This window comes from Candidatus Brocadiaceae bacterium, assembly GCA_012728835.1.
Taxonomy (GTDB): domain Bacteria; phylum Planctomycetota; class Brocadiia; order SM23-32; family SM23-32; genus JAAYEJ01.
This window is the reverse complement of record JAAYEJ010000003.1, coordinates 42,409-66,188: the sequence shown is the minus strand read 5'-3', so window position 1 is coordinate 66,188 and position 23,780 is coordinate 42,409. Positions and strand designations below refer to the sequence as shown.

Genomic DNA, 23,780 nt, shown 5'->3' with positions numbered 1-23,780 from the left:
GACGTCCAGCGCCGGACCACCCCTGGCGCCAAGGCTACCAGAACATGCCCGCGCATTTATAGCTGCGGCAACAACCGGACATTTCTATCTGCCGTGTATAGCGGACATTTCTATCTGCGGTTGACATATGGGGGGGGCGGGCCGTGACACGCGTCCGTTATTCCGATATACTGACGGCACCGCCGGTCGGGGTGCCGGGGTGCCGCTGGGATCAGCACGGAATGGAGAGTGGATGGCGGGAGCAGCACCGCAGTTGGACAAGGGGCTGGGGCTGGGGCACGTGTTCTGTATCTCGTCGGGGGCAATGATCAGTTCGGGGCTGTTCGTCCTGCCGGGGCTGGCCTACGCGATCGCCGGGCCGGGCGTCGTCTGGGCCTACATGCTGGCCGGCCTGCTGGCGGCCACGGGTGCGCTGAGCATCGCCGAGTTGACGACGGCGATGCCGAAGGCGGGCGGCGACTACTTCTTTGCGATGCGGGCGTTCGGCCCTGGGGTGGGCACGGTCGCCGGCCTGCTCAGTTGGTTCGCACTCTCGCTCAAGAGCGCGTTCGCCGTCGTGGGGATGGCGGCATTCGCCCGTCTGGTGATCCACCTCAACGGGCAACTGGCGGGCGGGGTCCTGTGTGTGGCCTTCGTGGCTCTGAACGTTCTCGGCGTGCGCGAGGCGGCGCGGGTGCAGGTGTTCCTGGTGGTGGGTCTGTTCGCCATCCTGGCCATGTACATCCTGGTGGGCATGTCGCAGTTGCGGGCGGAACTGCTGATCCCGTTCGCGCCGCACGGCCCGGGGAGCATCTTCATCGCCACGGGGTTCGTGTTCGTCTCCTACGGCGGGCTGCTGAAGGTGGCGAGCGTGGCCGAGGAGGTGCGGGACCCCGGGCGCGTCATCCCGGTGGGGCTGGTGCTTTCGCTGGGGGCGGTGATGGTGACGTACACTCTGGCCGTGATGGTGACCAGCGGCGTGGTCGAGGCGCATGTGCTCAAGGCCTCGCTGACGCCGCTCTCGCACGGCGGCCAGATGATCCTGGGCCGCTTCGGCTACGTGGTCCTGAGCGCGGGCGCGATCCTCGCGTTCGTATCCACGGCCAACGCCGGCATCATGGCGGCGTCCCGCTATCTGCTGGCGCTCAGCCGCGACCGTCTGCTGCCGCCGCCGCTGTCGCGCGTGAACGTCCGTTTCCGCACACCCCACGTGGCGCTGGCGATCACGGGGGCCGTGATGCTGTTCAGCCTGTTCGTCAGCCTGAAGGTCCTGGTCGAGGCGGCGTCCGTGGTGCTGATCCTGACCTACATGCTCTCGTGCCTTTCGGTGATCGTGCTGCGGGAGAGCGGTCTGCAGAACTACCGCCCTGCGTTCCGGTCGCCGGTCTATCCGTGGGTTCAGATCGCGGGCATCGTGGGGTTCGGGTTTGTGCTCTTCGAGATGGGGGTGGAGGCGTACCTTATCAGCGCGACGCTCATCCTGGCCGGCTTCCTGTGCTACTGGTTCTACGGTCGCGATCGGGTGATGCAGGACACGGCGCTGCTCCACCTGATTGAGCGCATCACGGCCCGCGAACTCGTCACCGGCACGCTGGAGGCGGAGCTGCGGCAGATCGTGCACGAACGCGACGAGGTCGTCCGCGACCGCTTCGATCAGCTCATCGAGGAGGGCCTTGTGCTGGACATCGAGGACCCGGTGGAACTGGACGAGTTCTTCAGGCTGGCGGCCGAGCCGTTGCAGGAACGCGTCCATGAGGACGCGGCGACGCTGGCGGCGGCCCTGAAGGCGCGGGAAGCGCAGGGCAGCACCGCCCTGAACCCGACCCTGGCGGTGCCGCACGTCGTGCTCAAGGGCAGCGGCATCCTGGAGATCCTGGTGGTCCGTGCCCGGGAGGGGATCCGTTTCTCGGACGAGGCGCCGGCCGTGCAGGTGGTCTTTGTGATCGCCGGCACGATGGACGAGAGGAACTCCTTCCTCTCGTGTCTGGCGGCGGTCGCCCAGATCGCCGGCGGCAAGCGATTCCTGCACCGCTGGACCAATGCGAGGGGCCCTCAGGGGCTCAAGGACGTCGTCCTCCTGGCCGATCGGGCAAGGCATGGTTAGCGCGGCCGCCGGGGAAGTGAAGTGAAGGGGCCCCCATGTTCCGGCGGCACTGGCTGCGCAGGCAGAGGAGGCTCTCGAAGGCCCTCCGGGGCACGTTCATCCACCGCTGGTTGGGCGAGCACCTGTTCCGAACGGCACTCTGGGCACCCGATCGGAGGGCGGTGGCCGGCGGGGTGGCCCTCGGGCTGTTCATCGCGTTCACGCCGACGATTCCGTTCCAGATGCTGCTGGCCGCCGCCGGCGCGCTGCTGCTGAAGGTCAACCTGCCCGCAGCCGTCGCGGGGGTCTGGGTGACCAACCCGGTCACCGCCGTGCCCGTCTTCCTGGCCGCGCGCAGGCTCGGGGTCCACATGCTGCACGATACCTGGCTGTTCGACCTGATCCAGGGGTTCATCCCCCCGGACAGGCGGTACGCGATGTTCCTCAACCAGGCCGCCTATCTGTGGACGGGTTCGCTGGTGCTGAGCACCGTGGCGGCGCTGGGGGGCTGGGCGTTTGTGAACGTTGCGTGGACGCTGCTGGCGCGGAAGCGGCCCGCCGACCGGAACGGGCCGCGGGGCGACCGGGCGGAGCCGCCGGCCGGCGCTACTCCAGATCCGCCAGGTTCTGGATGATCTTGGTGAGCTGGGCGCGCAGTTCCTCGGCGCGGTCCAGGCGCTGCTGCACGACGGCCTCGGGTGCGTTGGCGCGGAATGCCTCGTTGTGCAGCGCGGATTCGACGCCGGCGATGAGCCGCTCGACCTCCGCGCGCTGCTTCTCCAGGCGTGCGCGCTCGCCCTCGATGTCCACCAGGCCCTCCAGTTGCACGAACAACTCGATCGTGCCCACGACCGTGGTGAGGCAGCGGTGGGGCTTCGGGGCGAAGACGCCGTGTTCGACGCCTTCCAGCACCGCCATCTCGCGCAGGAAGGGCAGGCGGGCCGCGATCAGGCGGTCGGTCGCCTCGTCGGGCGTGCTGATGGTGACGCGGACGGGCTTGCGGTCATGGACGCCCTTCTCTTTGCGGATGCTGCGGATCGCGCGGACGACGTCCTGCACGAGCGCCATCTCGCCTTCGAGCCCTTCGTCGCGGCGAGCGGGCCGGGCGGCGGGCCAGGGGGCGACGATCAGCGCCTCGGCGTCCATGGCTTCGGCCGCCTGCAGGCCGGCGGCCCGGGCGGTCTCGCGCAGGTGCTGCCAGAGTTCCTCGCTGACGAACGGCACCACCGGGTGCAGCAGCCGCAGGGAGCTGTCCAGCACCGTGGCCAGCGTCTCGCGGGCGGCCGCGGCCGTGGCGGGGGGGGCGTCCGGCAGGAGGCGGGGCTTGACGATCTCCAGGTACCAGTCGCAGAACTCGTGCCAGAAGAACTCGTAGGCGGCCTGGGCGACCTCGTGCGTGCGGAATGCCTCCAGGGCGTCTGTGACCGACTGCACGGCGGCTTCCAGGCGGCTGAGGATCCAGCGGTCCTCGAAGGCGGGCTCGGGCTCGGCGGCCGGGCCGGCCGGAGCCGCCTCCAGGTTCATCAGCACGAACCGGGCGGCGTTCCACACCTTGTTGGCGAAGTTGCGGCCCATCTCGAACTTGGACTCGCTGAGCTTCAGGTCCTGGCCCTCGGTGGCCAGCATCACGAGCGAGAAGCGCACGGCGTCGGCGCCGTAGAGGTCGATCAACTTGACCGGGTCGATGCCGTTGCCGAGGGACTTGGACATCTTGCGCCCCTGGTCGTCCAGCACGGTGCCGTTGATGTAGACGTCGGTGAAGGGCACGTCGCCCATGAACTCCAGGCCCATCATGACCATGCGGGCGACCCAGAAGTAGATGATGCCGCGGTCGGTGACGAGCGTGCTGGTGGGGTAGTAGCGTTCCAGTTCGGGCGTGCGGTCCGGCCAGCCGAGCGTGCTGAAGGGCCAGAGGGCGCTGGAGAACCAGGTGTCGAGCACGTCTTCGTCGCGGCGCAGCTCGGCCGCGCCGCAGGCCGGGCACTCGGTCGGCTCCTGGGGGGCGACGACGGGGTTGCCGCAGGAGGTGCAGTAGTAGACGGGTATGCGGTGGCCCCACCAGATCTGGCGGCTGACGCACCAGTCCCGGGCCTCGTCGAGCCAGCTCAGGTAGAAGTCCCGCCAACGGGCGGGATGGAAGCGGATGCGCCCGTCCCGTGCGGCCTCGGCGGCGCGCCGGGCCAGGGGCTTCACCTTCACGTACCACTGGTCGGACAGGTAGGGCTCCACCACGGTGTGGCAGCGGTAGCAGTGGCCGACGGAGTGGCGGTGCGGTTCGACCCGCTCGAGCAGTTCGAGTGCCCGGAGGTCCTCCAGGAGCGCCTCACGGCACTCGAACCGGTCCATGCCCTCGTACTGCGCGCCCGCCTCGATCGTCATGCGGCCGTCTTCGTCGATGACGACCACCTCGGGCAGGCCGTGGCGGCGCGCCAGGTTGAAGTCGTTCGGGTCGTGGGCGGGCGTGACCTTCACGGCGCCCGTGCCGAAGCCGCGGTCCACCCATTCGTCGGCGACGACGGGGATCTCACGGCCGATGATCGGCAGGACGACTGTGCGGCCGACCAGGCCGGCGTAGCGTTCGTCGTCCGGATGCACGGCCACGGCCGTGTCGCCCAGCATCGTCTCGGGCCGGGTGGTGGCGACCAGGACGGTGCGCCGGGGGTCGTCCCGGAGCGGGTAGCGGATGAACCACAGCTGCCCGTCGTGTTCCTCGTGTTCGGACTCGATGTCGGACAGGGCAGTGCGGCATCGCGGGCACCAGTTGACGATGTACTTGCCGCGGTAGATCAGGCCCTTTTCGTGCAGACGGACGAAGGTCTCAACCACGGCGCGGCTGAGACCTTCGTCCATGGTGAAGCGTTCCCGTTCCCAGTCGCAGGAGCAGCCGAGCCGCTTGAGCTGGTGGATGATGCGGCCGCCGTACTTCTCGCGCCACTGCCAGACGCGGTCGATGAACTTCTCGCGTCCGAGGTCCGTGCGATGGCGGCCCTCGGCGGCGAGTCCGCGTTCGACGACGTTCTGGGTGGCGATCCCGGCATGGTCCGTGCCGGGCAGCCACAGGGCGTTGCGGCCGGTCATGCGGCGGTAGCGGACGAAGACGTCCTGGAGCGTGTTGTTGAGCGCGTGGCCCATGTGGAGTTCGGCCGTGACGTTCGGCGGCGGGATCACGATCGTGTAGGGCTCGCCGGGCCGGTCGGGCTCCGCATGGAACAGGTTGCGCTGCGTCCAGAAGGCGTAGGTCTTGCCTTCAATCTGCTCCGGTTCATACCGGGTCGGCAGTTCACTTGCCATGGCTCAGGTGGTTCCCGGGCTGGGTGAAGGAGAGCGGCAGGCGATCTGCCCGTTACTCCTCCATCAGGAGTCTGTACTCGAAGCTGTCGATCAGGGCCTGCCAGCTGGCTTCGATGATGTTTTCGCTGACGCCGACGGTGCCCCAAATGCGGCGGTCGTCGGCGCTCTGGATGACCACGCGCACGCGGGCCTGGGTGGCGGCCTTCGGGTTGATGACGCGCACGCTGTAGTCCGTCAGGTGCATGTCTTTCAAGGCCGGGTAGTGCGGTTCGAGCGCCTTGCGGAGCGCGCCGTCCAGGGCGTTCACCGGTCCGTTGCCCTCGGCGGCGGTGTGCATGGGCGTGCCGTTGACGTTCAGCTTGACCGTGGCGTCGGTGATGACGGACCCGTCGGACTGACGGATCACACTGATGTGGTAGGCCCTGACGTCGAAATGCGGCCGGAAGCGGCCGACCGCCTTCTGGGCGACCAGTTCGAAGGAGGCCTCGGCGGCCTCGAACTGGTAGCCCTCGTTCTCCAGGTTCTGCAACCGATCCAGCAGTTGCCGCACGACGGCGGGGTCCTGCGTGATTTCGGACTTCTGCATCTTGGCCAGCATGCTGGCGCGGCCGGAGAGTTCGCTCAGCAGGAAACGCTGCTCGTTGCCCACGAGCGCGGGGTCGATGTGCTCGTAGGAGTGCTCGGCCTTGCGCATGGCGTCGTGATGCAGGCCGCCCTTGTGGGCGAACGCGCTCTTGCCCACGAACGGCTGGTAGGGGTTCGGGATCAGGTTGGCCACCTCGTCGACGAACCGGGAGACCTCCGTGAGCTTCCGGAGCTGCTCGTCGGTGATGCACCGGAAGTCCGTCTTCAGGTTCAGTATGGCGATGATGCTGCAGAGATCGGCGTTGCCGACTCGTTCGCCCAGGCCGTTGACGGTGCCCTGCACCTGCACGGCGCCGCTCTGCACGGCGGCCACGGAGTTGGCGACGGCCAGGCCGCTGTCGTTGTGGCAGTGGATGCCCACGCTGCAGGCGATCCGCTCGACGACCTCGGCCGTCCGGCGGGCCACGTCGGCCGTCAGGGTGCCGCCGTTGGTGTCGCAGAGCACGACGCAGTCGGCGCCGGCCTCGGCGGCGACCTCGGCCACCTTCATGGCATGGTCGGGATTCGCCCTGTAGCCGTCGAAGAAGTGCTCGGCGTCGAGGATGACGGTGCGCCCGGCGTCCTTGAGGAAGCGCACCGAGTCCTCCACCATCCGCAGGTTCTCGTCCAGTGTAGTGCGCAGCACCTTCTCGACGTGGAGATCCCACGCCTTGGCGACGATGGCGACGACCTCCGTCTCGGCGTCCAGGAGGGCGCGCAGCCCGCGGTCTTCGGCGGCCGTCGTGGCGGCCTTGCGCGTGCTCCCGAAGGAGGCGACACGGGCGTTGCGGAGCCGGAGCTTGCGGACGCGGTGGAAGAACTCCTGGTCCTTCGGGTTGGAGAGCGGGTAGCCTCCCTCGATGAAGTGGATGCCCAGTTCGTCCAGACGCTGCGCGACCTCCAGCTTCTGTTCCACGGTCAGGCTCACGCCTTCGGCCTGGCAGCCGTCCCGGAGCGTCGTATCGTATGCGTAGACCTGCTTGTTGCCGTTACCCATGATGACTCAGCGTTCCTTGTTTCAGATCGAAGGCATCGTGCACGACGCGCAGCGCGTCTTCGGCGCGCGCGGCCTCCACGACGCAGGAAATCTTGATCTCCGACGTGCTGATCATCATGATGTTAATCATGGCTTCGGCCAGCGCGCGGAACATCTTCTCGGCCACGCCGCTGTGGCTGCGCATGCCGATTCCGACGACGCTGACCTTTGCGACCTCCTCATCGCTCTCCACCGCCCCTGCGCCGATCCTCTCCGCCAGGGCGCTCGTCACCCGGATCGCCCGCGCCAGATCGGTCTGTTCCACGGTGAAGCTCACGTCCGTCATCCCCCCTTCGCCCACGTTCTGCACGATCATGTCGACGTTGACGTGCTCGCGGCCGAGGTCGCTGAAGATCGTGGCGGCGACCCCCGGCGTGTCGGGCACGTGGCGGATGGTGATCTTGGCCTGATTGCGGTCCAGGGCGGCCGCGCGCACGTCCACGAATTCCATTTCGCCGGTGACGTGGGTCACGAGGGTTCCCTCCGAGTTGTTCAGGCTCGAACGTACCCGAAAGGATACGCCGAGCCGCTTGGCCAGTTCCACCGCCCGGCTCTGCATCGCCTTGAGGCCGAGGCTGGCCAGCTCGAGCAGTTCATCGTAATCGATCTGCCGGATCCATGCGGCGCTCGAGACGATCCGCGGATCGGCCGTGTAGATGCCGTCGACGTCCGTGAAGATCTCGCAGCGGGCGGCGCCCAGAACGGCGGCCAGCGCGATGGCGGTCGCATCGGACCCGCCGCGGCCGATCGTCGTGATGTTCCCTTCCTCGTCGGCGCCCTGGAAGCCGGCCACGATGACGATCTGGCCCTTGTCCAGCTCGCGGCGCACCCGCGAGGTGTCGATGGTCCGGATCTTCGCCTTGCCGAAGAGGTTGTCGGTGCGGATGCCTGCCTGGGCGCCCGTCAGGCTGATCGCCTCGTAACCCATGCTGTGCAGGGCGATGGCCATCAGCGAGATCGACATCTGCTCTCCGACCGCCAGGAGCATGTCCACCTCCCGCCGGCTGGGTTCGGCGTGGATGCGCCGGGCGCGCTCGATCAGCTCGTCGGTCATCTTGCCCTGCGCGCTGCAGACCATCAGCACCTGGTGTCCGGCCTCGAACTCAGCCACGGCGCGCCGTGCGGCGTTGAGCACCTTGTCGGCCGTGGCCAGCGAACTGCCGCCGAATTTCTGCACTACAAGAGCCATGCGTGGGTCAACCTCTCACGATCCGGCCCGGGCCGTTCGTGCATGGGGGAAGTCGTCGGGCGGAAGGAACAACCTCGCGATCGGACGGGACTGCCGACACACGCCGTGCCGCTCGCCGGCCCGGCGTGCACACACCCCCTGCAGACTGCCCGGGAGCGCCGCGGCTTGTCGCACCCATCCGCTGAAGGTATCTTAGTGGTGTGTCCGTCCGTTGTCAAGGTTGCGGCCCAGGAGGCGGCCCCGCAGATGATCCCCCGTGTGCTCACCATCGCCGGCAGCGACAGCGGCGGAGGGGCCGGCATCCAGGCCGACCTGAAGACCATCACCGCCCTCGGCGCCTTCGGCACCAGCGCCATCACAGCCCTGACGGCGCAGAACACCTGCGGCGTCCGGCGAGTCATGTCCGTGGAGCCCGCGTTCGTGGCCGACCAGATCGACATGGTCCTGGAGGACATCGGCACCGACGCGGCCAAGACGGGCATGCTGGCGGGGCGCCCCGTTCTGGAAGCCGTGGCCGACCGCGTGCGCGTGCACGCGATCCGGCCGCTCGTGGTGGACCCCGTCATGGTGGCCGAGAGCGGCGCCCACCTGCTGGAGGACGACGCGCGGGCTGCCATGCGCGACGTGATGCTGCCCCTGGCGGAGGTGGCGACGCCGAACCTGCCCGAGGCGGAGGTCCTGACGGGGATGCGCATCGGGGACGTGCCGACGATGAAGGAGGCGGCCCGGCGTCTGCACGGGTTCGGCTGCCGCTGGGTGCTCGTCAAGGGCGGTCATCTGTGCGGCGACCCGGTGGACGTGCTGTTCGACGGGCACGGCTTCCTGGAGGTGCGGCGGCCGCGCGTGCCCACGCCCAACCGCCACGGCACCGGCTGCACGTATTCGGCGGCCATCGCCACGGGGCTGGCCTGGGGGCTGGCCGTGCCCGCCGCCGTGGAGTGGGCGCGCGACGCCGTGCAGGCCGGCCTGCAGGCGGCCCTGGACGTGGGCCGGTGCTCGGGGCCGCTGGGGCATGGGGCCCTGTTCGGGCGGCCCCGCCCCCGGTGACCGCCACGCGTTTTCGGCCTTGACAATCGGGGGGGCACGGGTAGGATACAGTCGGCAGTGCGGAGTGCCGTGTTCACACTCCTGGACTCAGCGGGGGGGGAGGGCAGCCGCATGAAGCGCGGATTCACGGCGCTGGAGCTGGTCGTCGTGCTGGTGATCGTCGCCATCCTGGGCGCGATGCTCGTGCCGATGCTCGATCAGGCGCGCACCGAGGCGGTGCGCACCAAGTGCCTGGGGCGCATCCGCCAGGTGGCCCTGGCCTTCGAGATGTACCAGATGGGCCACCAGGGGGAGTGGCCGTCGGCGCGCCTGAGCGTGTGCCCGCAGCGGCCCGACGGCGCCGATCCCACCGCCTCCCTGGCCGTGCTCTACCCCGAGTACGCCTCCAAGACCTACCTGTTCCAGTGCCCCGCTGCGGGCGACGTCGTGATCCTGAACGACGAGGGCAACGACTTCCGGAACTGCGAGCACTTCGACGTGCCGCCGGGCACCCGGGTCGCGCGCGGCGAGCCGGACGGGAGACGGCCGCCGTATCCGCCCAGCTACTTCTACGACTGCGCCGGGCCCGGCAGCGCCCCCATCCCTCGCGACGCCCCGCCGACGCGCGTGGTCTACGGCGACGAGTGCGTCCACGGCTACTGGGAGGACGACAGCGGCAAGGGGTTCTGGCTCGGGCAGAACAACCATCCGGCCGAAGGCGGCAGCTTCCTGTTCGCCGACAAGCACGTGGCATGGCTGCCGGTGGAGTGGACGGGCGCGCCGTACAAGAAGGGCGCCTCGGAGCCGTACGTGCCCAACCTGCAGGCCAGGGGCGGCGTGGCCGGCGGCCTGGTCATCTACCAGGACACCAACGTTTTCGCCGACGACACTCCGGGCGACGACCCCGACATCGATGCCGACCTGGCCGGCATGATGTGGGTGGGAGCGCAGTGGCTGGAGTTCTGAGCGCGCGCTACCCGCCGCGGGCCTTCCTGAGGATCTCGCCCAGGTTCTCGACCAGCAGCCGCTTGCGGCCGTCGTCGAAGGCCAGGATCTCCTGCAGCGCCTCGCCGATGTGGTCGATGTACGTGCTGATGTACTCGCGTCGGCGCTGCTCTTCGAGGTGCCGGCGGCGGCCGCTGATGTAGCGTCGCAGCCCGCGCGCGCATTCCTGCAGGGCCAGCACGATCTCGCGTTCGATCTCGGGGTAGGAGGCGATGGCCTCCTTGCTCTCGCTGGTGAAGGGCACCCACGGGCTGGCCACGTGGACCAGGATCAGCAGGGGGCCGGTCGGCAGACTGCCGTTGGACTGATCGACGCCGTACTGGCGCCAGTTGGCGTGCGCGATGGCCTGGCTGATGACGCAGGCGCCCGTGTTGTAGAGCAGGGGCACGCGGTTGGCGAACCGCATGAGCTTGGCCGAGGTGCCCTCCTTCATCTCGCCGCCGTAGGCGAGGCCGGCCTCGACCAGGAAGGGAATGCCGCGGTAGACGGTCGGCGGCCGGGTGACGCAGGCGTAGAAGTCCGCCGCGAAGTGCTTCCTCATGCCCGCTTCGATCAGGTCCTTCCCGATGGGCGAGATGCAGTCCATCGGCGGGTTCATCAGCTTCGTGTCGCGGATGGCGGCCAGCAGGCTGTCGGCCTCCTGCTGGGCGATTCGGCGCGGGCGGGCGTTCTCGTAGACACCCGCGCGCCGGCAGATCTCCAGGGCGTTGGCGCGGCTGACCCGGCTGAAATCGCTGTGGAGGAAGCCCTGGAGGGTGTTGGACCCGGTCTCCTGCAGCATCTTGATCAGCATGCCCAGTTCGATGCCGTACGGGTGCGGCTTGATCTCGCGGGGTTCCTGCGGAAGGACGTCGGCCGCGCGCTCCAGCACCGTCCGCTTGCCGTCCGGGGCCGAGTACACAATCTGCACGTGGGGGTTGGCGGTGGCGGTCTGCTCCAGGTACTCGTCGACGCTCCAGAGGCCGCGCTGGTAGATGCCCTCCAGCTCGATGACCACCTCGGTGCCGCGGCCGTGCTCCCAGTCGATGGTGGCTTCCTTCAGGATGGCCGGCTCGTTCACCTTCGTGTTGATGGCGACCTGGTAGTAGTGGGCCGGCTGGTCCGGGGCGGTGCGGCTGGTGATGGCGACGGGCCGGCCGGTGGTCAGATGGCCGTACATGCCGGCGGCGCTGATGCCGATGCCCTGCTGGCCGCGGCTCATCTTCAGGCGGTGGAACTTGCTGCCGTAGAGGAGCTTGCCGAAGATGCGGGGAATCTGCTCCTTGACGATTCCCGGGCCGTTGTCGCGCACGCAGACCGTGAACCGCTCGTCGCCGTTGGTCTGGCGGATGTCCACGGACACCTCGGGGAGCGTGCCGGACTCCTCGCAGGCGTCCAGGGAGTTGTCGACCGCTTCCTTGACGGTGGTCAGCAGGGCGCGGCGGGGGTTGTCGAAGCCGAGCAGGTGGCGGTTCTTCGTGAAGAACTCGCTGATGCTGATCTCCCGCTGCTGCAGGGCCATGTCGGCCGCCGTCAGGGGCGTTCGGGCTTTTTGGGCCTGCTTTTTCGCCATGTCGCCTCCATCGCTTCCGGCGCGCGCCCTCCGAGGTCGCCGCGCCCGTGTGCCGGCGGCCCTCGGCGGCTGCCATTGCGTTCCGCTGTTCCAAGTGTCGCGCGCGCAAGGACATGCACCGCCATACGACATCTGGCACCCCCGGCCGCCCCGCAGGGCTGCCGGAGGCACCGATCATAGGGTAACGAGAAGCCGCGGCCGAATGCAATCCGCCGCCTTGATTCGGCCGGCCGGAATGCCCTCTCATGTACGGGCTGTCATGTGGCAACCGCACCCCAGTGCACCCTGTCGGGGATGACCGACCGATGCGGAAGATCCTCGTGCTCAACCAGAAAGGCGGCGTGGGCAAGACCACCACCGTGGCCAACCTCGGCGCCGCCCTGGCCGAACGGGGCCGGAAGGTCCTCATGGTCGACGCCGACCCGCAGGCCAACCTGTCGATCCACTTCGGGATCGAACTCGAACGCGGCCAGCCGTCCCTCTATACCTTCATCATGGGGGAGAGCACCGTCCGCGACGTCGTCCGCGCCACGTCGATGCCGGGGCTGGGCATCATCCCGTCCAACATCGACATGGCCGGGCTGGCCGTCGAGCTGGCCGGCCAGCCCGACCGGCTGTTCGCCCTGCGCAGGTGCCTGGCGCAGGTGCCGGACGGCTTCGACTACGTGCTGATCGACTCGCCGCCGTCACTGGGGCTCGTGACGATCAACGGCATGTGCGCGGCCCGGGAGATCTTCATCCCGCTCCAGACGGAGTTCTTCGCGCTGCAGGGGCTCGGGAAGCTGACGCACACCGTGGACCTGGTGCGGGCCAAGGCCAACCCGGCCCTGGAGATCACCGGCGTGCTGCCGTGCATGCACGACCGGCGCACGTGCTTGGCGCACGAGATACTGTCCGACATCCGCAAACACTTCGGGCCGAAGGTGTTCGGCACGATCATCCGCAAGAACGTGCGCCTGGCCGAGGCGCCGGGGTTCGGCCTGCCGATCACGCTCTACGAGCCCGAGTGCAACGGGGCGGCGGACTACAGAGCGCTGGCCGCGGAGGTGGTCGCGATGGAAGCGGGCGCCGCAGCGCCGCCCGCCGCAGCCGATGCTGCGGTCGCATAGGATGCTGCGGTCGCATAGGATGCGTCGTACCTGAGGAGGCAAGGACGGGATGACCAACGAGCAGTCCGTGACCAGGAGCGCCGGCCCCGGCCGGCCGGGCGCCGCGCCCCCAACCGCCGTGCCGACCATCCGCCGTCCCGGCGAGGAGATAGCCAATCGGCCGCAGCTTCGCGTGAAGACCCGCGCCGAGGACGGCGAGGCGAGCGACCAGCCCGCCCCGTTGCGCCGCGTCGCGCCCATCACGACCGTCGCCCCGCCGGCCGACGCCCAGAAACAGCCGGACGCGGAGGAGAGGACCCGGACGGTCGTCCTGGCGCCCCCGCCGGCCCCGAACGGCCGCAACCCGTTTGCCACACACGGGCCTCCGCCCACGGACGAAGAGGCGGCGCGGGCGGAGCTGGCCGTGTTCGGCTCGGGCCTGCCCGAGCGCAGGTTCTCTACCGGATTCGTCCTCGGCGTGGCACTCGTCGTCGTGGTCCTGGTAGGCGGCATCTGGCTCAGCCGCCTGGGCAACAGGGTGGCCATGCTGGAGAACCGGCTCAATCGCGTCGAGGGCATTCCGGTGCAGACGGCCGCCCTGGACCAGCCGGGCCGCTGAGCGGGCCGCCTGAGCGGGCCCCAGGATGACATCAAGGGGCGGGCGCATGCGTCCAGGCAGGAACGGGTAGCGCGGCCGTCCTCGGCCGCGTGGGGCGGGGGACAGCGGCCGCAGCCGGGTGAGGCTGTGCCACACCGGCAACGGCGAGGTTCTTCGCGCCGCAGCATCTTGCCGCTGCTTGGGTGTCCTGTGTTCGAACGGCGAGATCCTTCACGCCGCCTGAGCGGCGCTCAGGATGACACACCGGCCTCCCTGCGCACGACCGGCGCCGAATCCTCTTTCCGCTTGAACCGAGGCCTCATAGGAGGATGACACTCCGGGGGTCGGCGCCGCGTGAGACGCCGCCGACGGCGGGCAGCAACCGCGCGCATGGCCGCCGGGCGCGACGCCCGGCGCTCGCCGCGCCTACTCCACGGCGAACCAGCCCAGGGCGTCCGCCTTCGTGTAGTAGAGCAGGCCCAGGAGCCGCATCTGGACGGTGGTGAGGTAGATCCAAACGCCATTCTGCAGCAGATAGCCCAGGAAGGGACCAGATGCGATCAGTGAGGGCAGCGCAAGGGCCCGAACGGCGCTGATGCCGACGAAGAGCGTGCAGATCGCTGCGTACTCGAGGGGAACACGCGCGATCCCGGCGACGATCGCCAGGGGGTTGAGCGCACTGACGGTCCGGTTCAGCGCGACCCCCAGCAAGGCCATCGGGAAGCAGGCCAGGCCGACAACGCGAAGAATGCCTGTTGCAGGGCCAATGTCTCGATCGACTGCGTGCCCCCATATCAGCAGTGCGATGAAGGGCAGCATGCAGGTGGCGAACGTGACGATCAGCCAGGCGGCGGGAACGAAGACGTCGTCGTAGAAGCTCGTCAGCGACGGCCACCGGGGCATGTCTACGTGACCCGATGCCGACTGCGCCACCACCTCGAACATGAAGGACGCCATGTAGCCAAGGATCAGAAACGTAGCCAGGAAGCCGTAGATCGGCACCATGCACATCAACCCCAGGATGCTGAGCAAGACCGCTCCCATCAGGAGCAGGTACTTGCCGTTCCCCCGCAACGGATAGACGAACGCTTCCGGGATGAGCGCGAAGAAGCTATCTGACTCGACTGTCGGATGCGGCACCATCCACCTGTTGTTGCGTTCGCCCATCGGCGGTCCCTCCTGTTGCGGGCGCACGGCTTTTCTGCGGAAGGATACGCATCGCCCCGCCGCTTTATTCACGCCGCCTGCGCGCGGTGAGCATCTGCACGAAGGCCTCCAGGCGCGTCCTGACCTGGCCGGAGAGGGGGCCGGGGCGGTCGGCTTCGAGCGTCAGAACGGGCAGACCCAGGTTGCGGCGCAGGAGGCCGTCCTCGATGCGGCGGTGGCAGAAGCTCTGCACGTAGTGGATGAGCCCGTGCAGGCGGCGCCGGCCGCACTCCGCCCGGATGTCCTCGATGCGCGGCGTCAGGCCGTACGGGTAGGTGTAGCGGGTGTACTGGGCAGAGAGCGAGTCGCCACCGACCGGCATGGAGAACTGCCGCTGCGTCTCGTTGTAGACGACCAGGGCGCCCATGCTCTCCACGAATCCGTAGAGTTCGGGCACGATGGGGGGCACTCCGCAGAGCCCCAGGCGCAGCAGGTGCGGGATGGGCGGGCGGTGCCCGGCGCGGTCCAGGAACCGATGGGCCTCGGCCCGGTAGCGGTCGGGGTCCGCGCAGAAGTCGCTCGTGCTGACCAGCCAGAGGTGGTTCTCGAGGCCCGTCACCCGGTCGTGTTCCCAGGCCAGGCGGTCGATCTGCGCGGCGGCCTCGCGGGCCGGCTGCAGCCGGGCGCGCCACCGCTCGGCCTCGGCGAGGTCCGCGCCGAGCGTTTCGGCCAGTTCGCGCAGGGCCGCCTGCATGCGGCGGGGCTCGGGTGCGCGCGGGTAGTCGAAGGCGATGCAGTCGATGCCCTCGCTGCGGAGCACTTCCAGGAGGGCCTCGGTGTTGCTGCAGTCGCCCCGCACGACGCCGACGACGCGGCCGATGCGGGCGTCGTGGACGGCGCCGTAGAGGCCCCGGGTCCAGCAGCAGCAGGTGCGGGGGAAGCCGGCGCGTTCGGCGGACTCGACCAGTTCGGCGCGGTGGGGGCTGGCCATGAACAGGTTGTTGACGTCCACCGGAACGAGCCCGGCGGCCAGGAGGACCTCGACGGGCAGGGTCGAGGTGATTGCCACGAGGCGGTCGCGGGGCGGGTGCGCCGGCAGGACGGGGGGAAGAATGGGCTCGAACATGGTGTGGATTCCGCGACGTACGGCGGGCGCCCGGAGCGGCGGGGCCGCGCTCAGGCGCCTTCGAGGAAGTCCTCGACGAAGTGCGTGTCGAACCGGCCGCTGGCGTAGCCGCCGTGGTTGATCAGATCGCGGTAGAAGGGGATGGTTGTGTGGATGCCCTCGATGGTGAACTCGGTGAGTGCGCGTCGGAGGCAGGCGAGGGCTTCGGCGCGGGTCGGCTGATGGACGATGAGCTTGCCGATCATGGAGTCGTAGCAGGGCTTCACTTCGTAGCCGCTGTAGCAGTGCGAATCGATTCGGACGCCGCGGCCGCCGGGGGGGTTGAAGCGGCGGACGGTGCCGGGCGAGGCGCGGAAGCCGTCGGCCGGGTTCTCCGCGTTGATGCGGCATTCGATGGCGCAGCCGCGGAATTCCACGCGCTTCTGCTGCAGCGTCAGCTCCTCTCCGGCGGCGATGCGGATCTGCTCCTTGACCAGGTCGAGTCCGGTGACCTCTTCGGTGACGGGGTGTTCGACCTGGAGGCGCGTGTTCATCTCGATGAAGAAGAACTGGCCTTCGGGGTTGACCAGGAACTCGATGGTTCCGGCCCCGGTGTAGTTGACGGCGCGTGCGATGCGCACGGCGGCGCGGGTGATCTTGCTTCGCAGGTCGCTGTCGATGCCCGGGCTGGGGGTCTCCTCGATGAGCTTCTGGAAGCGGCGCTGGATCGAGCAGTCCCGTTCGCCCAGATGGAGGACGTTGCCGTGGGAGTCGCCCAGGATCTGGACCTCAACGTGGCGGGCGGGGCTGACGACCTTCTCCACGTAGACCGAGGAGTCCTTGAAGGCGGCGCCGGCTTCGTTGCGGGCCAGCGCCAGCATGTTCTTCAGGCTGATGTCGTTGTGGGCGATGCGCATGCCGCGGCCGCCGCCGCCGGCTGCGGCCTTGATCATGACGGGGTAGCCGAGCTGGTGGGCCAGGCCGAGGGCCTCGTCCTCGTCGCCGACCACTCCTTCGCTGCCGGGGATGACGGGGACGCGGTTCTCTTTGGCGATCCTGCGCGCCTCGGCCTTGTTGCCCATCTTGCGCATGACGTCCGACCGCGGGCCGATGAAGACGATGTTGGACTCCTCGCAGATCTCCGCGAAGGTGTCGTCCTCGGCCAGAAAGCCGTAGCCGGGGTGGATGGCGTCGACGTTGGTGACCTCGGCGGCGCTGATGATGTGGGCCACGTTGAGGTAGCTTTCGGCCGGGGGCGCCGGGCCGATGCAGACGGAGTCGTCGGCCAGCTCGAGGTACTGGGAGCCGGCGTCGGCCTTCGAGTAGACGGCGACGGCTTCGACGCCCAGTTCCTTGCAGGCGCGGATGATGCGCAGGGCGATCTCGCCCCGGTTGGCCACCAATACCCGGGTGAACATGCCGGACACTACCTCTGCAAGGGTATCGTTCGCCCGCCCTGGAAGCAGCGGCTACTCGGCGATGGGTTCCAGCAGGAAGAGGACCTGCCCGAATTCGACGGGTTCGCCGTCTTCCACCAGAATCTCCACGACGGTGCCCGGCACCTCGGCCTTCATCTCGTTCATGACCTTCATCGCCTCGATGATGCAGACGACCGTCTCGGGGTCGACCTCGGTGCCGATGCTGACGTAGGGCTCGGCCCCCGGGCTGGACGACCGGTAGAACGTCCCGACCATGGGCGAGGTGATCTCCAGGAGGGTGTTGTCATGGACGGGGCCGCCGGGCTCTCCGCCCAGGCCGGGCACCTGGAGCGCCGTCTGAGGGGGCACAGACCCCTGCGGCGGCAGGGCCGCGTAGGCCAGGCCCGGCGGCGGGCTGTACTGAATGGGCACGTTCCTGCGCAGCTTGATCCTCAGGTCGGGCTCATCCACCTCGAGTTCGGCCAGGTCGTTGCTCGACATGATCTCGATCAGCTGGCGGACCCTTTCCACCGCATCCATCTATGGACTTCCTCAATGTCGGTGTTCAGCCGAATCGGGCGGCGCCAGAGCGTCCGGGCGCCGGGGCAGAGTACTCAACGTCCGGTGGCCGTCGGCCGTGATGACCACCATGTCTTCGATTCTCACGCCGGCCTGGCCGGGCAGATAGATGCCCGGTTCCACGGTGACGATCATGCCCGGCTGCAGCACCGTCTCGCTGTCGGGCCCCAGGCGGGGGGCCTCGTGCACGGCCAGACCCACGCCGTGGCCGATGCCGTGTCCGAATCGATCTCCGTATCCGGCCGCGGCGATCACGGCCCGTCCCGCCGCGTCGACGTCCCCGCAGCGGCTGCCGGGCTTCAGGCACTGGAAAACGGCTTCCTGGGCCTCCAGAACGACCTCGACAAGTGCGTGGAGGCCGTCCGGGATTCTACCGGTGCCCACCACGCGTGTCAAGTCGGAGCAGTAGCCGTCGAGCCGGGCGCCCCAGTCGAACAGGACGGCCGAATCGGGCGGCACCGGCGCCGCGCTGCTGGTCGCGTGCGGCATGCTGGCGCGCGGGCCGGCGGCACAGATCGTCTCGAAGGCGGGGCCTTCGGCCCCCCGCAGGCGCATCTCGTAGTCCAGGCGGGCCGCCAGTGCGCGCTCCGGGCCTCCCGGCTCCACGCGGTTCAGAAGCGCCTGGAACGATTCCTCGGCCACTGCGAGGGCCGCACGCACGGCCTCCACCTCGTCGGCGTCCTTGCACAGCCGCATCCGCTCGGCCGGTCCGTCCGAACGGCTCACGACCGCCGTCGGTTCGCAGGCCGCCACGGCCGCTTCATACTGCGCGTGGCTCACGTTCGAGGCCGTGATGCCCAGTCGGCGGATGCCGGCCGCCGCACAGACGGCGCCCAGCTCGGCGACCATGGGGCGCCGGCGGTTGATGACCCGGTCGGCACAGACCTCGTGCTCCGCCTGCTCGGCGTACCGGCTGTCGGTGATCAGCACGCATTCGGAGCCGGAGACGACCAGCGTGCTGTCGTGGCCGCTGAAGCCGCAGAGGTAGCGGACGTTCGCCGCATCGACGACCCAGTAGCCGTCCAGTCCTTCGGCGTCCGTCATCCGGCGGAATCGGTCCAGGCGGCCGGCGTGGTCCATTCGGGGCACCTCTGCAGTAGCAGGCAATTATACGTCCGCCCGGATGCCGGCTGCAAAGGGGACCGCCGGGGCGGCCGGTGGACAGCCCGGCGGCTCGGCGCCTATAATCGCCCGTGGAAGGCTCCTCTGCTCCCGCAGGAACACGCCGTGATGCGGACGCCGGACGACCAGAACTACCGGGGCGCCGTGCGCGTTGTGCGCCGCCTGCAGGAGGCCGGGCACGACGCCGTGCTGGCCGGGGGCTGCGTGCGCGATCTGCTGTGCGGCGCAACGCCCGGCGACTACGACGTGGCCACCGACGCGCGGCCCGGGGACGTGGAGGCGCTCTTTGCGGACACCCGCCCCGTCGGCCGCCGGTTCGGCGTGACCCTGGTGGTGCTCGACGGCCACACCTACGAGGTGGCGGCCTTCCGCACCGAGTCGGGCTATTCGGACGGACGCCGTCCGGACGCCGTTGCGTTCTGCGGGATCGAGGAGGACGCGCGGCGTCGCGACTTCACGATCAACGGCATGTTCTGGGATCCCGTCGAGGGCCGTCTGCTGGATGTCGTCGGCGGGCGGCGGGACCTCGAGCAGGGCGTCCTGCGCGCCATCGGGGAGCCGGAGGAGCGGTTCGGCGAGGACCACCTGCGGCTGCTCCGGGCCGTGCGCTTCGCCGCACGGCTGGGATTCCGCGTCGAGCCGGTCACCCGGGCGGCCATACGGAGGATGGCGCCCCTGCTGGCCCGGGTCAGCCCGGAGCGGATCCAGAGGGAACTGCGCCTGCTGCTGACCGACCGCGACCCGGCCGCCGCGCTGCGGCTGATGGACTCGCTGGGCCTGCTGGACGTCGTCTTCCCCGAGCTGGCCGACATGCGGGGCTGCGAGCAGCCGGAGAACTACCATCCCGAGGGCGACGTGTTCGTCCACACGCTCCTGACGGTCGAGAAGCTGGGCCCGCATCCCGACTTCGAGCTGGCCATGGCAGCGCTCCTGCACGACGCCGGCAAGCCCGAGGCGGCCCGCCGCAGCGGGGCGAAGCTGTTCCCGGAGCACTGCCAGCTTGGCGCTGCGATCGCCCGGAACGTCTGCCGGCGCCTGCGCCTGCCCACCGCCGAGACCGAGCGCATCTTCTGGCTGGTGAACCGGCACCTCTACTTCCGCGATGCCTTCAAGATGCGGCCGAGCACGCTCAAGAAGGCGTTCGCCCATCCGGGTTTCCGCCAACTGGCCGCCCTGCACCGGGCGGACGCCCTGGCGAGCTGGGGCAACCTGGAGATCTACGACTACGTGATGGCGAAGCGCCGCGAGCTGGCCGACGACCAGGTCGAGCCGGTGCCGCTGCTCACGGGCGACGATCTGATCGCGATGGGCTACCCGCCGGGCCCGCTCTTCGGGCGGGTGCTCGATGCCGTGCGCGACGCCCAGCTCGACGGCGAGGTGACGACCGAGGAGGAGGCGCGGGTGCTGGCCCTGCGCCTGGCCGAAGAGGCCGCCCCCTCATGACCCGTCCAGCAGGATGGGCAGCACCGCCCGCAGGTCCTCGCCGGGCACGACGTGGGCGGCGCCCGCGCGGGTGACGGCGTCGGCGGCGCCGAAGGCGATGCCGATGCGCGAGCGGCGGAACATGGCCACGTCGGACGGGCTGTCGCCGACGGACGCCACGGCGGAGCGGTCCAGTCCCAGTCGGGCGGCCAGGCGCCCCAGCAGAATGCCCTTGGCGGCGTAGGGCACGCGGACGTCCAGTTCGCCCGTGAGCCGGCCGTCGCGGACGACCACGCGGTTGGCGTGCGTGTGCGCGACGGCGAAGCCCTTCGAAAAGCGCTCGGCGACGCACAGGAGGCCGTTGGAGACGACGGCGACGGCGACGCCGCGTTCGGCCAGGGCCGCCAGCACCTCCGGGCAGCCGGCCATCAGGGGCACGTCGGCCGATGCGGCGCGGAGGTCCTCGACGGGGGCTCCCCGCCAGACGGCCACGTCCATGCGGGCGAACTCGTCGTAATCGAGCCCGCCGGCCCGGTAGCGCTCCCAGTAGGGCAGTCCGTGCGACGTCCACGTGTCCAGCCGGCGGTGCATGAGTTCCCACACGGTCGGGTCGGCGGTGAGGCAGCCCTCCATGTCGAAGGCGACCAGCCGGATGGGCGATTCCTTCATGGCGTTACGAGCCTTTGCGGGGCCTGGGGCGACGGCCGGCTCGCAGTTGGCCGCAGGCGGCCGATATGTCGCGTCCGCGCCGGTAGCGCTCGGTGATGTTCACGTGCCCTTCCTCCAGGACGGAGCGGAAGAACTGCACCTCGTTGGTGGAGGGCGGTCGGAACGGGGAGTCCGGCACGGAGTTGAACGGGATGAGGTTGACGAGGGCGTTCAGGTCCCTGGCGATGCGGCCGACGGCGCGTGCGGCGGCGGCGGAGGTGTTCACGCCGCCGAGGAGCACGTATTCGAGCGAGACGCGCCGGCCGGTGGTCTCGGAGTACTCGCGGCAGGCATTCAGCACCTCGGCCAGGGGGTGCATGCGGTTGACCGGCATCAGCTCGCTGCGCTGCTCCTCGAACGGGCTGTTGAGCGACAGGGCGAGTCTCGGGCGCACGGGCGAGCGGGCCAGCGCGCGGATGCCGTCCGGCAGGCCGGCCGTGGACACGGTGATGCGGCGGCTGCCGAGGGCGAGGCGCTGGGCGTCCGTGAGGGCCTCCAGGGCGGGCAGCAGGGCGTCCAGGTTCAGCAGCGGCTCGCCCATGCCCATGAAGACGACGTTCGCCGGCCAGGCGCGTTCGCGGGCCAGATGCTGCACCTGGCCCAGGACCTCGCCGGCGGCGAGGTTGCGGCCCGGTCCGCCGCCGCCGGTGGCGCAGAACCGGCAGCCGAGGGCGCACCCGGTCTGCGAAGAGATGCAGAACGTGACGCGGTCGCCCTTGCCCATCCAGACGCATTCGATCTGCTCGCCGTCGGCCAGTTCCAGGAGGCTCTTGCCGGTGCCGCCGTCCTGCGACGTCTGCTGCCGGACGGGCCGGAGCACCGGGAAGGAGTAGCCTTCCTCCAGCCGCCGGCGCAGGTCCAGGGACAGGTTCGTCATGGCCTCGAACGAGTCGACGTGTTCGGTGTGCAGCCAGCGCAGGAGCTGCTCGAGTCGGTAGCTCGGCTGGCCCTGGTCGGCCAGCCAGTGGGCCAGTTCGCGGGGGGTGGCCGTCAGGATGTCGTGTTGCTGAGGGGTCATCTGTGCCCGGGGTCTGAGGGAGAGAGCATCCTAACACGGGCCGCCGGCCGTGTGAATGCGCGAGGCCGCGTGCTCGCCCGCCAGGTAGCCGGTGGCGAGTGCGGCGTGCAGGTTGTGGCCGCCGGTGGGGCCGTGGGCGTCGAGCAGTTCGCCGGCGAAGAAGAGGCCCGGCACGCGCAGGGATTCCATCGTGCGCGGGTCGACTTCGTCGGGAGCGACGCCGCCCCCGGTCACGATCGCCTCGGCGATGGGGCGGGGGCCGGCCACGCGGAGCGGCAGGCACTTGAGCGTTTGCACGATGCGCACGCGTTCGGCGCGCGTGCACCGGGCCACCGGCAGGGCCGGGTCGAGCGCCAGGACGTCGGCCAGCACGCGCGCGGTCCGTTCCGGCAGCCGCTCGCGCAGGACGCGAAGGACGGTGTGGCGGCTTCCCGAGTCGGCCATTCGCTTCAGGTCGGCCTGCAGGGCGTCCTGCGGGGTCGAGGCGACCAGGTCGATCTCCAGCACCACGCTCCGTCCTTCCTGGAGGGCGCGCGTCACGGCCAGGCTGACGGCCAGCACGGCCGGGCCGGACACGCCGTAGTGGGTCCACATGAGGTCGCCGGCGTGGCGGCCGGGCGTCGCGTCGCCGTCGATGCGCGTGCGCACGGCGGCGCCCCGGGCCGCCGTGCCCTGCAGCCGCCCGGGCCACGTCTCGACCGTGCGGAGCGCGGTGACGGCGGCGTAGGGGGCGTGCACGGCATGGCCGGCCTGCCGGGCCAGTTCGTAGCCGTCGCCCGTGCTGCCCGTGGCCGGGTAGCTGAGGCCGCCGGTGGCGACGATGACGCACCCGGCCGCGTGCACGCGGTCGGCCGTGCGCACGCCGAGCAGCCGGCCGTCCTCGATCAGGAGCCCCTCCACGCGCTGTCCGTGCAGGAGTTCTGCACCCGCCGCGTGCAGGGCGCCCACCAGGGCGTCGCGCACGGACCGCGCGCGGCGGTCGGCCGGGAAGACGCGCCCGTGGTCCTCCTGCACCGTCCGGATGCCGTGCGCGGCCAGCCAGGCGGTCAGTGCGCGCAGGTCCAGGGTGGCCAGGGCCGTGCGCAGGAACCGGCCGGCGGGGCCGTAGGCGTGCAGGAACTGCGCCGCGGGGGCGGCGTTGCTCAGGTTGCAGCGGCCGTTGCCGGTCATCAGGAGCTTGCGGCCCGGTTCCGGCCCTCGCTCCAGCAGTTGCACGCGTGCGCCCCGTTCCGCTGCCCGTGCGGCGGCCATCATGCCCGCGGGGCCGGCGCCGACGACCACGACCTGTTGGGCGGGGGTCATGGCCTCTCCTCGGGCAGGTCGCGGAGCAGCCGGCGGACGGTCTTGCGGAGGACCGGATGGACGGCGTCCGCCGCGATGTGGTCGAGCGGTTCCAGGACGAACCGGCGCACGTGCATGAGCGGATGGGGCACCCGGAGGTCGGCTTCGGCGACGATCAGGTCGCCGCAGAGGAGGATGTCGAGATCGAGGGTGCGGGGGCCCCAGCGGGCGATGCGCCGGCGTCCGAAGCCCTGTTCGACCCTGTGGAGCCGATCGAGCAGCACGCGGGGCGGCAGGGGCGTGGCCAGGGCGGCGGCCGCGTTCAGGAAGGGCCCCTGCGGGGGGCCGCCGACGGGCAGGGTTTCGATGAACGGCGAGGCGGCGAGCACCTCGATGTCGTCCTCGGCGTCCAGCACACGCAGTGCGGCGCGGAGGGTCGATTCGCGGTCGCCCAGGTTGCTGCCCAGGCCGATGTGGACGACGTGTGGTTCGGGCACCGAGTCACCTCAG

20 protein-coding genes are annotated in these 23,780 nt (G+C 69.9%); 7 read left to right on the top strand and 13 right to left on the bottom strand.

Annotated features, from left to right (window positions below; translation table 11 throughout):
* Positions 1-232: 232 nt before the first annotated feature.
* The gene (locus GXY85_00390) at positions 233-2,083 is read left to right on the top strand and encodes an amino acid permease (GenBank protein NLW49287.1); all 1,851 of its coding nucleotides are present in this window, start codon (positions 233-235) and stop codon (positions 2,081-2,083) included.
* Between the two features lie 35 nt (positions 2,084-2,118).
* Positions 2,119-2,697 carry a DUF2062 domain-containing protein gene (locus GXY85_00385; GenBank protein NLW49286.1) on the top strand — a complete coding sequence of 193 codons (579 nt, stop codon included), beginning with the start codon at positions 2,119-2,121 and terminating at the stop codon, positions 2,695-2,697.
* Here the strand turns inward: GXY85_00385 and GXY85_00380 are convergent.
* Genes GXY85_00380 through GXY85_00370 form a run of 3 tightly spaced genes read right to left on the bottom strand, consistent with a single transcriptional unit; the run spans position 2,669 to position 8,202 of the window.
* Positions 2,669-5,353: a valine--tRNA ligase gene (locus GXY85_00380; GenBank protein ID NLW49285.1), complete on the bottom strand. Its 2,685-nt coding sequence runs from the start codon at positions 5,351-5,353 to the stop codon at positions 2,669-2,671. The two genes, GXY85_00385 and GXY85_00380, sit on opposite strands and share 29 nt — an antisense overlap.
* A gap of 52 nt (positions 5,354-5,405) precedes the next feature.
* On the bottom strand, positions 5,406-6,974 hold the full coding sequence (locus tag GXY85_00375) for a citramalate synthase (GenBank protein NLW49284.1): 1,569 nt from the start codon (positions 6,972-6,974) through the stop codon (positions 5,406-5,408).
* Positions 6,967-8,202 (bottom strand): aspartate kinase, encoded by a 1,236-nt coding sequence (locus tag GXY85_00370; GenBank protein NLW49283.1) that lies wholly within the window; start codon positions 8,200-8,202, stop codon positions 6,967-6,969. The genes GXY85_00375 and GXY85_00370 overlap by 8 nt, the downstream gene beginning before the upstream one ends.
* 246 nt (positions 8,203-8,448) lie before the next feature.
* Here GXY85_00370 and thiD point away from each other — a divergent pair, with 246 nt between their 5' ends.
* On the top strand, positions 8,449-9,249 hold the full coding sequence (gene thiD, locus GXY85_00365; GenBank protein ID NLW49282.1) for a bifunctional hydroxymethylpyrimidine kinase/phosphomethylpyrimidine kinase: 801 nt from the start codon (positions 8,449-8,451) through the stop codon (positions 9,247-9,249).
* A 111-nt stretch (positions 9,250-9,360) separates the two neighbouring features.
* Positions 9,361-10,194 (top strand): prepilin-type N-terminal cleavage/methylation domain-containing protein, encoded by an 834-nt coding sequence (locus tag GXY85_00360; GenBank protein NLW49281.1) that lies wholly within the window; start codon positions 9,361-9,363, stop codon positions 10,192-10,194.
* Positions 10,195-10,201: 7 nt separating this feature from the next.
* On the opposite strand, the gene GXY85_00355 is transcribed toward GXY85_00360, so the two are convergent.
* Positions 10,202-11,749, bottom strand: a complete 1,548-nt coding sequence (locus GXY85_00355) for a DNA topoisomerase VI subunit B (protein ID NLW49280.1) — start codon at positions 11,747-11,749, stop codon at positions 10,202-10,204.
* A gap of 341 nt (positions 11,750-12,090) precedes the next feature.
* Here GXY85_00355 and GXY85_00350 point away from each other — a divergent pair, with 341 nt between their 5' ends.
* The gene (locus tag GXY85_00350) at positions 12,091-12,894 is read left to right on the top strand and encodes a ParA family protein (protein ID NLW49279.1); all 804 of its coding nucleotides are present in this window, start codon (positions 12,091-12,093) and stop codon (positions 12,892-12,894) included.
* Positions 12,895-12,943: 49 nt separating this feature from the next.
* Positions 12,944-13,492, top strand: coding sequence for a hypothetical protein (locus GXY85_00345; GenBank protein ID NLW49278.1), 549 nt, complete (start codon positions 12,944-12,946; stop codon positions 13,490-13,492).
* Positions 13,493-13,897: 405 nt separating this feature from the next.
* On the opposite strand, the gene GXY85_00340 is transcribed toward GXY85_00345, so the two are convergent.
* From GXY85_00340 to GXY85_00320, 5 genes are all read right to left on the bottom strand, one after another.
* Entirely contained in the window at positions 13,898-14,638 is a 741-nt protein-coding gene (locus GXY85_00340; protein ID NLW49277.1) for a hypothetical protein, read from the bottom strand.
* Between the two features lie 64 nt (positions 14,639-14,702).
* Positions 14,703-15,743: a 2-hydroxyacyl-CoA dehydratase gene (locus GXY85_00335; GenBank protein ID NLW49276.1), complete on the bottom strand. Its 1,041-nt coding sequence runs from the start codon at positions 15,741-15,743 to the stop codon at positions 14,703-14,705.
* A 50-nt stretch (positions 15,744-15,793) separates the two neighbouring features.
* Positions 15,794-17,140 carry an acetyl-CoA carboxylase biotin carboxylase subunit gene (accC, locus tag GXY85_00330; protein ID NLW49275.1) on the bottom strand — a complete coding sequence of 449 codons (1,347 nt, stop codon included), beginning with the start codon at positions 17,138-17,140 and terminating at the stop codon, positions 15,794-15,796.
* Between the two features lie 51 nt (positions 17,141-17,191).
* Positions 17,192-17,680, bottom strand: a complete 489-nt coding sequence (gene accB / locus GXY85_00325) for an acetyl-CoA carboxylase biotin carboxyl carrier protein (GenBank protein ID NLW49274.1) — start codon at positions 17,678-17,680, stop codon at positions 17,192-17,194.
* A gap of 12 nt (positions 17,681-17,692) precedes the next feature.
* On the bottom strand, positions 17,693-18,799 hold the full coding sequence (locus GXY85_00320; GenBank protein NLW49273.1) for an aminopeptidase P family protein: 1,107 nt from the start codon (positions 18,797-18,799) through the stop codon (positions 17,693-17,695).
* A 150-nt stretch (positions 18,800-18,949) separates the two neighbouring features.
* Here GXY85_00320 and GXY85_00315 point away from each other — a divergent pair, with 150 nt between their 5' ends.
* Positions 18,950-20,284, top strand: a complete 1,335-nt coding sequence (locus tag GXY85_00315; protein NLW49272.1) for a CCA tRNA nucleotidyltransferase — start codon at positions 18,950-18,952, stop codon at positions 20,282-20,284.
* Here GXY85_00315 and GXY85_00310 read toward each other — a convergent pair.
* From GXY85_00310 to folK, 4 genes are read right to left on the bottom strand one after another with little or no spacing between them, the layout of a single operon-like run.
* On the bottom strand, positions 20,279-20,932 hold the full coding sequence (locus GXY85_00310) for an HAD-IB family phosphatase (GenBank protein ID NLW49271.1): 654 nt from the start codon (positions 20,930-20,932) through the stop codon (positions 20,279-20,281). The genes GXY85_00315 and GXY85_00310 overlap by 6 nt on opposite strands.
* A gap of 4 nt (positions 20,933-20,936) precedes the next feature.
* Entirely contained in the window at positions 20,937-21,989 is a 1,053-nt protein-coding gene (rlmN, locus tag GXY85_00305; protein ID NLW49270.1) for a 23S rRNA (adenine(2503)-C(2))-methyltransferase RlmN, read from the bottom strand.
* A gap of 30 nt (positions 21,990-22,019) precedes the next feature.
* Positions 22,020-23,291 carry an aminoacetone oxidase family FAD-binding enzyme gene (locus GXY85_00300; GenBank protein ID NLW49269.1) on the bottom strand — a complete coding sequence of 424 codons (1,272 nt, stop codon included), beginning with the start codon at positions 23,289-23,291 and terminating at the stop codon, positions 22,020-22,022.
* Positions 23,288-23,767: a 2-amino-4-hydroxy-6-hydroxymethyldihydropteridine diphosphokinase gene (gene folK / locus GXY85_00295; protein NLW49268.1), complete on the bottom strand. Its 480-nt coding sequence runs from the start codon at positions 23,765-23,767 to the stop codon at positions 23,288-23,290. The genes GXY85_00300 and folK overlap by 4 nt, the downstream gene beginning before the upstream one ends.
* Positions 23,768-23,780 lie beyond the last annotated feature (13 nt).